Genomic DNA, 13,416 nt, shown 5'->3' with positions numbered 1-13,416 from the left:
CACGTCTAGAAGCGTATGCGATTCGGGCGGTGATTTGAAATCGCCGCCTGAACAGGTGTTTGAATACCAAGCGCCAAAAAATACTCAGCTTCTTATTTGCATAAATTCACCAACCTCCATTTCCAAACGCACCCTCAGTCCCCTTTGCCTGGGTGCTGCACTTGCTCCCATTTGATGCCCAACATTTCTTCCAAGCTTATTTTAGCCAGCGTCACGTCCGTCTCCGCTTTCAGACGCGCCTCTTGCGCTTGATAGTAGGCAGTGGCAGCGGTGGTGTATTCCTCGAAAGTTTTTTCGTCGTTTTTGTAGAGCTGCTGAATGAGCAGGTAGCTGGCGCTGGCTTCTTGCTCGGCCAGGGTGCGGGTCTTGAAGAGTTCTTTCGCCAGCCTGTACAGGGCATATCGCTGGAGTGTCTCGGCGCGTATTTCGAGTTTTCGTTGGTTCACCCGATGCTCGGCGATTTTGATGTCGCGCTTGCCGATGGTGTTTTTCGATTTTTGGCTGGTGATGTTGTAGAGGTTCAGCCCCAGACCGAAGTTGTAGCGTGGGAAGAAGATGTTGCCGTTGTCGTCGGCTCCTCTCAGATTGCCTTCGTTGAGGTTAAACGTGGCTTGCACATCGCGCATCCATTCCTTGCGGGTGTTTTTGGCTTCGTCATGCGCGTTTTTCACTTCCTCTTGGGCAATGGCGCTTTCGGGTTGGTTGAGCCAAGCGATTTGCACAAGATATTCCGAGAAGTCGCGCGCCTTTGTTTCCACGGGGATGACGACGGCATCGAAATTGGCTTGTTGGGCACTTAGGAGGCCGTTCAGGCAGAGCAAAATGCTGAGGGTAAAGGTGTGGTTGCGAAACATAGTATGGTGTGGATTTATTTCGATTGCGGATGGGAAGGCTATGCGCTTTTTTCCGGCACTTCTGTGCGAGACACGGAATACGGAGCCGGATTGTCTGAAGAAACCGGGGGCGCGTGCTCATTGACCCGAAAAGCAGGGTCAAAATTTTTCAGCGTCACCAAAAGCGCAAGCGACACGTTGTAAATCACATTCATCGGCAATTGCAGAATGGCTTCCTGCGCGTAGCAAGCCACAGCAAGCATGAAAGTCCAAGTCGTTATGCCCGCATAAATAGCCTTGATGAGCGGGTCGCGGCACCGAATGAAATAGTAAAGCCCTGTGCGAAGCACGGCATAGTGAAACAAGGTGTAGAGAATCAAGCCAATCCAGCCCAATTCCACCGCCATGCGCACGAAACTGGAATCGTGAGGGAAATGAGAAAGCTCCGCGTCGGGGTTGAAACGCTTGCCCCACACCCCGCAGCTGCCCAAGCCCCCCCCGATGGGATGGCTTTGGATGAACGGCTGGATTTTTTTCTGGTTCTCCAACCGGAGGTTCATCGAGTCGTCCTGAGTAGGCTTGAAAGCCGACTGGATGCGGTACATCACGCCGCTGCTGGTTGATTTCAACACCAAACCCGCCCCCAGCACAGCAAGTATGCCCCCCACCAGCAGCACCTTGCGGTTCAGGATGAGTCCCGCGTAAAAAATGGCACCCACAGGAACCAAGGCAAACGCCGTGCGTGTCCCGGTGTAAGCCATTGCCCACAACGAGCACATCAACATCACAATCAACGCGATTTTGTGGTTGCGCTTCGTGGGGCCAATTATCAGGGCCAGACAGAACAGCGCAAAGCACGCCATAAGAATCCCGAAGGTGGTGGGGTCGTAGCAAAAAGAGGGCACACGCATCATGTTCCACTGATAGTAGAGCTGAAAACGCTCCGGGTCGGCCATTACCCATGCGGTTTCCGCCGCGCTAAACCCAAAAAATTGCTGTTTCAATCCGTACAGTGCCGCGGCAAAACACAATACGACGATTAGTTTCAAAATGCCAAAAACAGCTTTCCGATTGTGGCGAAAAGCATACGCCCCAATGAAGAACACCACCTGCTGAATGGCCACGCTGCGCACCGTGTAGAGCCATGCCATTTTCGACTCGGCATAAGGGTTGAGCACCTGCATAAGGTTGTAATACAGCCATATGAGAATCATGTAACTCAGCGGATGCTTCGCAAATGACCAATCTCGCTCTTTTATTTGCCTCAATAAAATGCCTACCGCGCCGAGCAATATCAGCAAGTCGAGCAGTGTGCCAATCGGCACGTTCGTGAACTTCAGCACAAAGGGCACCATGAATGCCGTGAAAATCATCATCCCGATGGAAAACGCCACATTGAACAAGCACAACACAATCAAGGGCGCGCCCACCACCACCACATACAGCACGAAACTCGTGCGAATGCTCAAAGACGACATGATGTAGGCAACCGCCAACGATGCCAACAGCAGGAGCGCCACCCCCAAGGGGTTGTTGAGCTTTTGCACCCAAAGCTGTCGCTCCAGCCAAGTTTTGGCCCGGCCCAACGCATTGCTGTTGCGTGTGAAAAGATGTCCGTGGTCGAATCTGCGCATATTCTTGCTATCGTGTCATCACTGCTTCGGCAGCGGTTCGGTTTAGAGGAAAAGGACTTTCACGAAAATCGCCAGCAACGTCACAATGATGAATATGTGCATCATTGTTTCGATAAGACGCTGGTAGCGTGTAAGTTCTATTTTCGGCTCTTTCATTTTGAACACAGTTGTAGTGGCAATTTGGTTTTCAAATTATGGGTTCTTGGCGGCATCGAGCAGGTGGGCATCCATTATTTCCCACAGTTGTTTTATCCGGGTCTCCCAAGTATTCGCGTCGGCCACTTCCACACGGCGCTGTGACAGCTCAGCGCTATTTTCGGCAATGGCTTCATCAATGCGGCGGATGAATTCCTCGTGATTTTCCGACAGGTAAATACAATTTGCAAAACTGCGAATATCCTCTGAAAAACTAGTGGAAACAACTGGCTTTCCTGCCGCCAAATACTCATTGATTTTAAGTGGGTAAATGCTCGCTGTCAGCGTGTTGCACAAAAAAGGAATCAGCACCACGTCCATGTGTTGCAACAAGGGCGGCAACTGCTCCAATGGGCGACTGCCCGCGAAAACCACGTTGGGCAACTTATCCAAACCGAGTGCTTTTGGCTTGGGGCTGTTCACTGGCCCCACGAGCAACAGGGTTTTGTCCATGTTCGCCAACGCAATTTTTTTCAGCAAATCATAATCAATGCGCAGTTCGTCCAAGTTGCCGATAAAGCCGACGACGTGTCCTTTGCGGCCTTCCAGCGCTGCCGGGCGCGGAAATTTTTCGGAAATAACTTTCCGAAAAACAGACACATCGGCAGCGTTGAAAAAAGTGCGCACTCGCTCTGATAGCGGTTGTTTCAGCCGTCTCAAATTGGTGCTCGTCACCAATGTCACATCGGCGTTGCGTATCGCCTCATGTTCCAAATCTGTGCCGTGTTTGGCCGTGTAGGGGTCTTGCGTGATGTCGTCAATGCAGTGATAGATGCACAACCTGGCACCCATTTCCTTAGGCAAACAACCAGCAAAAAATGGGTCGTAACAATTGATATACACATAGTTGCGCACGTTGTGGTCGGAGAGCGCTCGGCGGATGGCACGCAGGGCGACGCGGTTGTTCAGCCTTTGAAAGAAATCATACACCCTCCCTTTGGGTAGCCAATTGATGGGCAACGTCAGCGGTGGTTGCGCGGCCACAAAATTGTGAGGAAGCGCGTCCAACCCCTCATAACGCACCCGCCCGCTGACGAGCCAAGGCATACGCGAGCGCAGCATCTTGTCGCCTCTAAACAAACCCACCACGAGGTCTTTCAGCGAATATGGATGATTCACATAAAAGACCCGGTGCGTCTTCGCCAATTCCTTCGCCATGGAAAGCGAGATGGACGAATACGGGTTGTCTGTGCGAAACAGCGTGAAGAAAACGATGTCCAATTTCTCCTCCATGGGTGCGCTACGCTTTGCGGCCTCGCTTGGTGGGTTCAGCGCCGAGCGGCCATTTTTTCCCGGGCCATTTTCCAGACCATCCCATACACCTCCGGCACATACCGCAACACATTCAAAGCGTTGATTTTGAAATTTTTGAACAAATAAATCTGCATCAAGACAAAACTTGCGGCATACCCCGAAAGGGTTGCAAATGCCGCGCCAAAAAGACCAAATTCGGCCACGAGCCGGTAGCTTAATCCCAAGTTGAGCAACGCTGTGAACAGGGTGTAGGCAAAATTCGTCGCTGGCTGCCCGGTGGAATCCAGCACGGTTCCGAACTGCACCGCAAAAGGCAAGAACAACCCAAAAAACGCGGTCAGCCGCAACACATCCGCAGAGGCCATGTATGCCTCCCCCGCAAGCAGCCATATTATTTGTTCCGCAAACAGCAGCACCAATGCGAGGAACGGCAAAATGAACGCGAGTATGGCCGCCACGCTGCGCTCATAGAGGCGCTTCACGCCGGCCGCCCCTTCCCGCGCCATGCGCTCGGCGCTGTGAGGGAACACCACAGCTGCCGCACTGAACGAGGGCGCTTCCACCATTTGAGTCACTTTGCCCGCCGCGTCGTACACCGCGAAAGCCGCCGGGCCGAGCAAGTGACCCAGCGTCAGTTTGTCTATGTTTTTGTAAAACATGGTGCTTAGGTTGGTGCCCAACACATATTTTCCAAAAGAAAAAAGCCGCCCAATCCACCTAAAATCAATCTTCCTGCTCCACGAAAGATATGGGCGGGCAAAATACCACATCGCAAGGCCCCCAACCAGCGCGCCACCCAACATCGAAAATGACAAGTGAACCAACTCAATAGGCTGGTGCGTGAGCCAACAAAACAACACCCAAGCAAACGGCAGCCCGCGAAAAAAAACCGCCCCCCAAAAGATGCCTCGAAACTCCGAGTTGGCCTGCTGCACAAAGTATCCGTGAGTGTAAGGGGCCATCACCAGATTGACGGCAAAATACACGGGAAGCAAGGCTGCAATTTGTGGCACTTGATATTGACGAGCCACCCAGTCGCCGCCCCACCAAAGCAATGCGTTGGAGAGTAGGGAAAAGAGCAAATTGAGCGTGAAAGACGCTGTGGACACGGCAGCATAGGTGGCGGCATCGTCGCGGGTAAGGGCAAGTTGGCGCACCAATCCGTTCTGAATCAAGCCGCTGCGCCCCATTTCCACAAAATAGCCAACGATGATGAAGACCCCCCACGCGGCAAACTCCTCTTTGCTCACAAGCCTCAGGAGCAGCACCGTGGTGCCGAGGTTGAAGGCCAACGCTGCCACTTTTTCGAGCAGGGAGAAAAAGCCGGAACGAAGCAAACGGGACGGTTGGCTCATGGCCATGCGTTTTGCTGATTTTTCTGAAAAGGAGGCGAAGAGCCGTTCTATCTCAATTCAAGTTCCGTGTGTCAACCTCCGTCAGAACGGCACCAGCAAACTTGTCGCCCATGTTGCGCAAGTAGTCCAGCGAATCTTTGTCGGCAGGCTTGATGACGGAGCGGGCATTAAAGACAGCAATCACTTTGTCAACGAAGGGCACCAGCTCCTGTGCGTCGGAATACTCATTGAGAGAGGCCGACTCAAGGAAAATGTAGTCGTAATGCTCGCGCAAATCGGTGAGGAATTGCCTGAATTGCGTCGGCTCAAGCACTTCGGAAGGCGATTTTTGCAAGCCATGATTGCCGATGATGTCCACCTTCTGCTTTTTGCCAGCACCTCCAAGTGGGGTCTTGAGTTGGAACACCTTGGCCAAGTTGTTTTCTCGGATGGTTTTGTTCAGAATCGCGCTGCTCTGCGTGGGGCGGTCGGTATAGTCCTCTGGTAGCGGTGTCTTGAAATTGGTATCGAGCATGAGCACTCGCTTGTGATTGGCCGCAAGCGAATAAGCCAATGCGTGCATGGTAAAGGTCTTGCCTTCTTGTCCTTTCAGGCTGACGACCAGAAAGACATGGTCGTCCTCATTTTGAAGGAGCAGGGTTCGGATTTTCCGCAAGCTCTCGCGGAAGTGGGTGTACTTGGGCATTTCGCCGTTGGTGGAAAAAACCTGTCCCAAGTTCAACCCCTGCAAAGGCACTGTGCTGACCGCGCCCAACAAGGGGAGGTTGCCTGTGTAGCGCTTGAACAATTCAGGCGAGTGCATGCTGCCATCCATGTAAGCCAACAAGAAAATGGCGATGGTGGTGAGCGTGCCTGCCACCACGGCGGCAAAAAGGCTCAGCAAGACGCGGCGGTCAGGCTCGGGCCACTCGGGCAATTGGGCGTTCTCCACGATGGAAAGCGGGCTTTCCTGCTTGGACAAGTCGAGGCGAGCGTCAATAAGTTGGGCATTTACCTTGTTGAACTCCTCACGGGCGCGCTCTTCGCTCACGGCCAAGCTGGAAGAGTACTCGTCGTCCACCACAATGGAGCTCAATCTGCTTTTCAGCACGGCAATTTTCCCGTTCAGTTGGCTCACGGTCTTCTCGGCATCAATGCGGTTGAGGTCAGCCGATACGCGCTCCTTGTAAAGGTCTTCGCGGGTGCGTTTCGATTCGTCTTTTTCCTTAGGCTTGCCAATGGTGCGAGCCGACTTCTGAATGGCTTCTTGCAGCTGCTGCTTGGCTTCGGCAAGCTCTTCCTCTATATCGGGGTCTTTGCCGCCAGCGGCGATACTTTTTTGCGTGAGCTCGCGCACCCGGGCCAATTGCTCGTCGGTGTCAGTCTTGTCAATGATACGGGCGCGAGTCTCTCCTGCGTCGCTGCTGCCCCTCCGATTCATGTAGTCGTCTATTTTTCGCACAGAGGCCTCCGCCGCGTCGCGTTTGGATGAGGCCAACTCCCTGTCGCGCTCGAAGTTCGAGATTTGAGTAATCAAATCCTCGCTTTGTTTGCCGATGGACGGCAGTCCCCGTGTGCGCAAATAGGCAAAGCGAATTTCTGTGATGGAGTCCACCGTATGCTTGCGCCTCGCAGCTAAATCGGTCAGGAAATCCACCTTTTTTCGCTTCTCGCGCACGGAGAGGTTTTGGTAATAAATCATGAACCGATTGACAAACTCATTGGCCATGTACTGCGAAAGGCGAGGGCTCTCGGTTGTCATTTCGATGCCGAGATAATCGGTGGCCGTGCGGCGTTTCACCAAAAGGCCGCGCAGGATAGCATCATTGTCGTAGCCGTAAGCCCGTGCGATTTTGTCGAGCAGGTAGTCAAATTGCTGGCTGAACGAGGGGTCGTTGATGCTGTCGAGGTTAACTTTCTGCAACTCCTCCAACAAAGTCTGGCGCTCATCATCCGTGAAATTTGAAAGACTTTTGTTGACGCGGCGAAATGGCCGCCCTTCTTCATCATCCTCCGCGAGAAGGTCGTGTCTGAGCATGGAAATAGTTAGCAATTTCACGCTGGAACGCGAGCGGATAAATTCAATGAGGTTGGAAAAAGCGTTCTCGACTTGATATTGCTGCACAAAGGCATCATCGTTGTTCGAGTTGAGCCCCTTGTAGTTGACGATGCCCGTGGACATGATGACCGTCGCCTTGTAGCGCTCCGGTTTTCGCCCAATAAGCAAAAATGTGGCAACCGCCGCCGCCAGCATTGCGAAAATAATGAGCCATTTGCGGCGAGCCAATATGCGAAGAAGGTAACCTACGTCCATTGAAACGATATCAGTTTTGGGTGAAAATTCGATTAAAAGGCAGACTTGGACTCGAAAGCGGCGAGGATATAATAGGCAAAGGTAATGCCAAACGACACATCGGGAAAAATTCAGCACAGAAGCGCCGCAAAAGATTTTCACCCGCTCGCATGCAGCACAAAACCCCTTCTGTCACAAGTTCGTAGAAAAAATGAAGCAACCCGACACAAACGATACATTCTTGCGTTTGTAAAGTCCTGTGCGTGTTAAATTTTGCAAAACAAAACCGCATCGCAAAATCGAAACACTCGTCTGCCTATCTTTGTTAATTCAAAAACCACATCATTAGAGATGTTAAACTCGGAACGCCTCTTCGGCAATTTTGACTTTGATAAATTCCTTCTGGACATGAAACTGAAAACGTCCGTAGTGCTTTTCTCCTTCATTGGCGTCGCTGGCATCGCATTTCTCGTCAGCCAGTACAATCCATTTCAGAGCACAACCAACAACCCCCAGCGAGAAGCCGCCCTCATGCAGGCTATTTTGCAGGGCATGAACCGATTGCATTTTCAACCTAAAACCGTTGACGACAACTTTTCGCAACAAGTTTATGGCCTTTATCTGGACGATTTGGACGGGGGCAAACGTTTTTTCACAAAGGCAGATATTGATCAACTCAAAGTGTTCGAGAAACAATTGGACGATGAAGCCAACCGGGGCACCTTCCAGTTTTTCAACCTCTCCGTGACACTCATGGACAAGGCGGTTTCGAAGACCCAAAATTGGTATCGCGAGATACTGTCCGAGCCATTGGATTTTTCCAAAAACGAAACGCACGAAGGCGATGGCAAAAAGCTCGATTGGGCAAAAGATGACACCGATCTGCGCAACCGCTGGGTGAAGCAGATGAAATATGAAGTGCTTTCGCGCGTCACGGAGGAACTCAGCAAGCAAAGCAAGCCCGATTTCACGGGCGACAAAAAGACATTCGCCCAACTGGAAGCCGAACAGCGCCAAAAAGTGTTGGATACCTACGACAAGTGGTTCAAACGGCTGCAAAAGGCCGACCGCAACCGCCGCTTGGAAGTGTACCTGAACGCCATCACCAACGTGTTCGACCCCCACTCCGGCTACTATTCGCCCAAGGAAAAAGAAAATTTCGACATTCAAATGTCAGGCAAGCTTGAAGGCATCGGCGCACGCCTGCAAAGCGACGGCGAAAAAACCTCCGTCACCGAAATCGTGCCCGGAGGCCCTGCATGGAAACAAGGGGCGCTGCAACCCAAAGACGTAATCCTAAAAGTCGCGCAAGGCGAGTCCGATGCCGAATCGGTGGACGTGATGGGTTGGGACATTGATGACGTGGTAGGCAAAATTCGCGGCCCCAAAAACACAAAAGTCACGCTTACCATCCAAAAACCCGATGGAGTAGAGCGGGTCATCACCATCACGCGCGACGTGGTCATCATGGAAGAGGGGTTCGCCAAGTCGCTCATCCTCGGCGGCGAGGAAAAACTTGAAAAAGTAGGTTACATTTATTTGCCGAAGTTTTACGCCGATTTCACGCCGCAAGGGCTGACCTCATGCGCCCAAGACGTGGCCAAGGAAATCGAGAAACTCAAAAAGGAAAACGTGAAAGGGCTTATCCTCGACCTGCGCGACAATGGCGGCGGTTCGCTCCGCGATGTGGTACAGATGAGCGGCCTTTTCATCGAAGAAGGCCCCATCGTGCAGGTGAAAAACCGTACGCGCAAGCCCGAAATCATGACCGACAATGACCCCCGTGTGCAATGGGGCGGCCCCTTCATCGTCATGGTCAATAGCTTCAGCGCATCCGCATCCGAAATCCTCGCAGCCGCCATGCAAGACTATGGCCGCGCAGTCGTTGTCGGCTCGGCGCACACTTATGGCAAAGGTACCGTTCAGCGTTTTCTCGACCTCGACAACTCCACCAGCAACGAATCTGTGAAGCCCCTCGGCGAGATGAAACTGACGATTCAGAAATTTTATCGGGTCACCGGCAAAACGACCCAGTTGGACGGCGTGAAGCCAGATATCGTGTTGCCCGATTTCTACAATCTCGTGGACATGGGCGAGCGCGAAAACGATTATCCGCTCGAATCCACCATTATAGAATCAGTCCCGTTCAGTCAAAACGCCTATCACATCACAGACATGGGCAAACTTAAATCGGCAAGCGAGGCGCGCGTCAGTAGCAACGAAACCTTTAAAAAAATCAATGACAATGCGGCGCGTCTGCGTAAGATGAAAGACCAATCTCAGTATCCGCTTCAGGCTGATAAATATCGCCAATGGCATCAGCGCCAAAAAGAAGAAGCAGAGCTCTACGAAAATTTGTTCACCCCGATTGATGGGTTTAGCCTGAAAAATCTTGGTGAAGACTTGCAGCAAATCCAAAGCGACACCTCTCGCACCGCGCGCAACGATAGCTGGCTCAAGGACAAAAAGAAAGACATCCAATTGTTCGAAGCATTCAACATCATGCAGGACATGATTCGCTTGGATGCCTTGGCTGGCAAAAATTGAAATCTCAAAAAGTCGTCACCAAAAGTCACCGCCCCGTCGCGCAGCATTCGCGTGACGGGGCGGTTTTGTTTTGCCATAGAGAGGCACATACACCATCGAAAGCCCTCAAAGAAAGTTGTTGGCAATTCGACAGAATGCCGACGAAAAATCTCGCAAGCCCCTCAAAATCAGACGAATCAAAGGGGCAAATAAAAAAAGCCGCTGGACTTTCGTCCAACGGCTAAACCCCAAAAAACCAAATGAAAACAATCTTCCTTTTTTGCTTTGTGTCCCCTGCTCGCTTGCAGGTTACGTCATTAAAACGCTCGGACACAGGTTTTGTCATTCGGGCAAAGGTAGTTTAACGATACATTTAAACAAACGTTTGATTCAGTCAAATTTGTTAACAACACCGACATTCGCATGACCTTTATCACCTCGAGTTTCTCCTTTACCGAACTTCAACAATCTGACTTCTTTGCCCATGACCTCAGCCTCAAGCCCCACATCCAACAAACATTTCTCTCCGCTCGTAGCCCAAACTTGGTGCAAAGTTACAACCTCTTTTTTATTTCTTGCACAATATCTCAACCCAACTTTTTTTCTCGTGTTAAACGCGACGTATTAATTGTTGTTCAAAAAAAATCACAATGCCCACTGTGTTGCTTGCCGGAGGCACTGGTCTCATCGGAACACGCCTCGCCGAAATGCTTCGCGCAAAGGCATACTCCGTCCGCATCCTAACTCGCACTCCCAAACAGGCAGGACAATTTGCTTGGAACCCCTCGGCTGGCACTATGGACGAGACCGCCCTTCAAGATGTTGATTTCGTGGTCAACCTCGCAGGAGCGGGCATCGCCGAGCGCCGCTGGACAAAGGCCCGCAAACGCGAAATCGTGGACAGCAGGCTGCGAACCGCCCACACCTTGCGCGATGCCTTCCAACGAACCAGCGGGCGGCCAAAGGCATATCTGTCTGCCTCCGCCATAGGTTACTACGGCAATTCGGGCGAACGACTTATGACGGAAGCCGATTCGCCAGTAGACCAGAGCTTCATGGTGGAATGTTGCAAACAATGGGAACAGGCTGCGGATGAAATAGCACAACTGGGAGTTCGCACCGTGAAATTTCGCATCGGAATCGTGTTGGCGAAAGAAGGCGGCGCTTTGGCGGAATTTATGAAGCCTCTCCGTGTAGGCATCGGCGGTTATTTTGGCGACGGACAGGCATGGTACTCGTGGGTTCACCGCGACGATGTGTGCCGGTTTTTCATTTGGGCCATGGAGCATGAAACAGTAGAGGGCGTGTTCAATGCAGTCGCGCCCCAACCTGCACGCAACAAGGATTTGATCAAGTCCATTGCCAGCGCCATGCGACAGCCCGCCCTTTTTATCCCTGCCCCGACGTTTGGCCTGCGCATGATTTTTGGGGAGATGTCTGCGGCGATTCTCAACAGCAACCGAGTCTCCGCGGAGAAGGCGCTGAAAGCAGGATTTGAGTACGAATTCCCCGCTCTTGATGAAGCCTTGAAGCAAATTCTTTGATACCTTCTCTTGGAAAAACCCACCACCCGCCTCGCCGAAAAGAGCACCCCGAGTCAGCATCCGATTTCGTTAATCTTTCAACAAACGAACGTTAACACCTTGATTGCCCGCGCCATTGCGCAGCCCGCTAATTCCAAACTATATTTTCTCACCCTCGCATTTTAGTCCCTTCCCCACATTGATTTTTGGAAAAAAGCGACAAAAAAGAATGAAGTTTTAAATCTAACAAAAAACTCCAAACACGCAGCCTTTTCGTATCGTATCTTTGCGCGTGACAAAAAGAGGTATTCCACGTTTCCACTTTTCAAAAGAAAACCTCCGCTTATGCTACTGAATCAAATTTTCTGTGTCGCCCTATTGGCACTCCCCCTGCCGCTCTTTGCACATGGAGAAGAACCAATTGACGACCGCTCCAAGGCGGATGTGGATGGCCCACATGTGTTTTATCGCGGCTCAAACGTAGTGGTAAAAAGTGTGGAGCGATACGACACCAGCACCGTCGCTCGCACCAAAGTGTACACCAATAAAAACATGGTGACGCTCACCTGCCGCATCCCAGAGACGGGCGACCAATTTAGTTTCAAACTTCGCGACTCACTCGCCATAGAACCCGACCACTACGAAATGCCTGCCAGACTGCTGGCGCTATCAGACATCGAGGGCAACTTCAAAGCATTCAAAACCATGTTGCTGGGTGCCAAAGTAATTGACGAGCAGTTCAATTGGACATTTGGGGATGGGCATCTCGTTTTGCTGGGCGATTACTTCGACAGAGGCCTGAACGTGACCGAATGTCTTTGGCTGGCCTACAAACTCGAAGCCGAAGCCGAAGCAGCAGGAGGAAAAGTACATTTTATTCTCGGCAACCACGAGACCATGAACCTAGAGGGCAATACCTCTTACGTCCGCAAAAAATACCTCGAAAACGCCACGTTGATTAACGAAGAATACAAACGCTGGTACGACAACCACAGCGAACTCGGTCGGTGGCTACGCACCAAAAATGCCGTGGAGAAAATAGGCACTTTTGTTTTTTGTCACGGCGGCATAAGCCCCGAACTGGCGCGAACCAAACTGACCCTTTCGGAAATCAATCACATCACCCGCAAAAACCTCGGCATCCCACTCGAATCCATGAGCGGTGCGGCCAGAGCGATATTCGATTACAAAACGGGCATCTTTTGGTACAGAAGCATCGCCAAGAACATCGTTCCTCAAGAAGATGTCAACACCGTGCTTCAATATGCCGGTGCCACCAAGATGATAGTCGCACATACCATCTACCCCGATGTGACGGCGCTATACGGAGGCAGTGTGATTTGCATTGATGTGTTCCACGACGAAAACATCCGTTTGGGGTTCGTCCGAACCCTCTGGGTGGAGGACGGCCTGTGCTACACCCTCGATACTCGGGGCATAAAAACCACTTTGCTGCTGAAATAATTCATGGAAGATTGGGAACTTGACTTCGAATGGCTGCATGTGCAGAACAAGGTAAAAGAGGCCATGCAGCGGGAGACGCTGCCTGACCTCAACACAGTCTTGTTCCTCATCGGCATACAGGAGTTGGGGCGATGGAAAAAAAGCTTTACCAAAGAAGAAAAGCAAGATTTGATGCACATCGCGGTTTGTTGCCTCTTAGGCTACGAAGGATATTTTGAATTCATCGGACGCGACGAAGACGGCTGGCCGCACTATCGTCAAGTGCTGGAAATGCCCCAACAAACCACGCAACAACAGGAAAGGTTGCTTAAAATCAATGCTGTTCGTTATTTCAAAGAGTTGGAATTAGCCTAAAATTTT

General features: G+C 51.5%; 9 protein-coding genes. 4 read left to right on the top strand and 5 right to left on the bottom strand.

Translation table 11 applies throughout. From position 1 onward, the window contains the following. Positions 1 to 134 precede the first annotated feature (134 nt). From KIS77_13445 to KIS77_13425, 5 genes are all read right to left on the bottom strand, one after another. Positions 135 to 854 carry a TolC family protein gene (locus tag KIS77_13445; GenBank protein ID MCW5923343.1) on the bottom strand — a complete coding sequence of 240 codons (720 nt, stop codon included), beginning with the start codon at positions 852 to 854 and terminating at the stop codon, positions 135 to 137. 38 nt (positions 855 to 892) lie between these two features. Then, complete coding sequence (locus KIS77_13440) at positions 893 to 2,467, bottom strand: O-antigen ligase family protein (GenBank protein MCW5923342.1); 1,575 nt, start codon at positions 2,465 to 2,467, stop codon at positions 893 to 895. A gap of 192 nt (positions 2,468 to 2,659) precedes the next feature. Further along, the gene (locus KIS77_13435; protein MCW5923341.1) at positions 2,660 to 3,895 is read right to left on the bottom strand and encodes a glycosyltransferase; all 1,236 of its coding nucleotides are present in this window, start codon (positions 3,893 to 3,895) and stop codon (positions 2,660 to 2,662) included. A 35-nt stretch (positions 3,896 to 3,930) separates the two neighbouring features. After that, on the bottom strand, positions 3,931 to 5,271 hold the full coding sequence (locus KIS77_13430; GenBank protein ID MCW5923340.1) for an oligosaccharide flippase family protein: 1,341 nt from the start codon (positions 5,269 to 5,271) through the stop codon (positions 3,931 to 3,933). A 52-nt stretch (positions 5,272 to 5,323) separates the two neighbouring features. Next, positions 5,324 to 7,564 carry a hypothetical protein gene (locus KIS77_13425; GenBank protein ID MCW5923339.1) on the bottom strand — a complete coding sequence of 747 codons (2,241 nt, stop codon included), beginning with the start codon at positions 7,562 to 7,564 and terminating at the stop codon, positions 5,324 to 5,326. 387 nt (positions 7,565 to 7,951) lie between these two features. Between KIS77_13425 and KIS77_13420 the strand changes: the two genes are divergently transcribed. The 4 genes from KIS77_13420 to KIS77_13405 all read left to right on the top strand — a co-directional run bounded on the left by KIS77_13420 (position 7,952) and on the right by KIS77_13405 (position 13,410). Beyond that, complete coding sequence (locus tag KIS77_13420; GenBank protein MCW5923338.1) at positions 7,952 to 10,090, top strand: carboxy terminal-processing peptidase; 2,139 nt, start codon at positions 7,952 to 7,954, stop codon at positions 10,088 to 10,090. A gap of 629 nt (positions 10,091 to 10,719) precedes the next feature. Then, a complete protein-coding gene (locus KIS77_13415; GenBank protein ID MCW5923337.1) occupies positions 10,720 to 11,613 on the top strand; it encodes a TIGR01777 family oxidoreductase in 894 nt (297 codons plus the stop codon). 324 nt (positions 11,614 to 11,937) lie between these two features. Further along, positions 11,938 to 13,056, top strand: coding sequence for a metallophosphoesterase (locus tag KIS77_13410; protein MCW5923336.1), 1,119 nt, complete (start codon positions 11,938 to 11,940; stop codon positions 13,054 to 13,056). A 3-nt stretch (positions 13,057 to 13,059) separates the two neighbouring features. Beyond that, positions 13,060 to 13,410 carry a hypothetical protein gene (locus tag KIS77_13405; protein ID MCW5923335.1) on the top strand — a complete coding sequence of 117 codons (351 nt, stop codon included), beginning with the start codon at positions 13,060 to 13,062 and terminating at the stop codon, positions 13,408 to 13,410. Positions 13,411 to 13,416 lie beyond the last annotated feature (6 nt).

It is taken from the genome of Saprospiraceae bacterium (genome assembly GCA_026129545.1).
Lineage (GTDB): Bacteria > Bacteroidota > Bacteroidia > Chitinophagales > Saprospiraceae > M3007.
The sequence above is the reverse complement of the archived record's forward strand: the minus strand, read 5'-3'. Positions and strand labels throughout refer to the sequence as shown.

What these genes read in the sequence shown, in the direction of transcription:
- KIS77_13445 (MCW5923343.1), bottom strand. Translation starts at nt 854, where the DNA reads ATGTTTCGCAACCACACCTTTACCCTCAGCATTTTGCTCTGCCTGAAC.
- KIS77_13440 (MCW5923342.1), bottom strand. Translation starts at nt 2,467, where the DNA reads ATGCGCAGATTCGACCACGGACATCTTTTCACACGCAACAGCAATGCG.
- KIS77_13435 (MCW5923341.1), bottom strand. Translation starts at nt 3,895, where the DNA reads ATGGAGGAGAAATTGGACATCGTTTTCTTCACGCTGTTTCGCACAGAC.
- KIS77_13430 (MCW5923340.1), bottom strand. Translation starts at nt 5,271, where the DNA reads ATGAGCCAACCGTCCCGTTTGCTTCGTTCCGGCTTTTTCTCCCTGCTC.
- KIS77_13425 (MCW5923339.1), bottom strand. Translation starts at nt 7,564, where the DNA reads ATGGACGTAGGTTACCTTCTTCGCATATTGGCTCGCCGCAAATGGCTC.
- KIS77_13420 (MCW5923338.1), top strand. Translation starts at nt 7,952, where the DNA reads ATGAAACTGAAAACGTCCGTAGTGCTTTTCTCCTTCATTGGCGTCGCT.
- KIS77_13415 (MCW5923337.1), top strand. Translation starts at nt 10,720, where the DNA reads ATGCCCACTGTGTTGCTTGCCGGAGGCACTGGTCTCATCGGAACACGC.
- KIS77_13410 (MCW5923336.1), top strand. Translation starts at nt 11,938, where the DNA reads ATGCTACTGAATCAAATTTTCTGTGTCGCCCTATTGGCACTCCCCCTG.
- KIS77_13405 (MCW5923335.1), top strand. Translation starts at nt 13,060, where the DNA reads ATGGAAGATTGGGAACTTGACTTCGAATGGCTGCATGTGCAGAACAAG.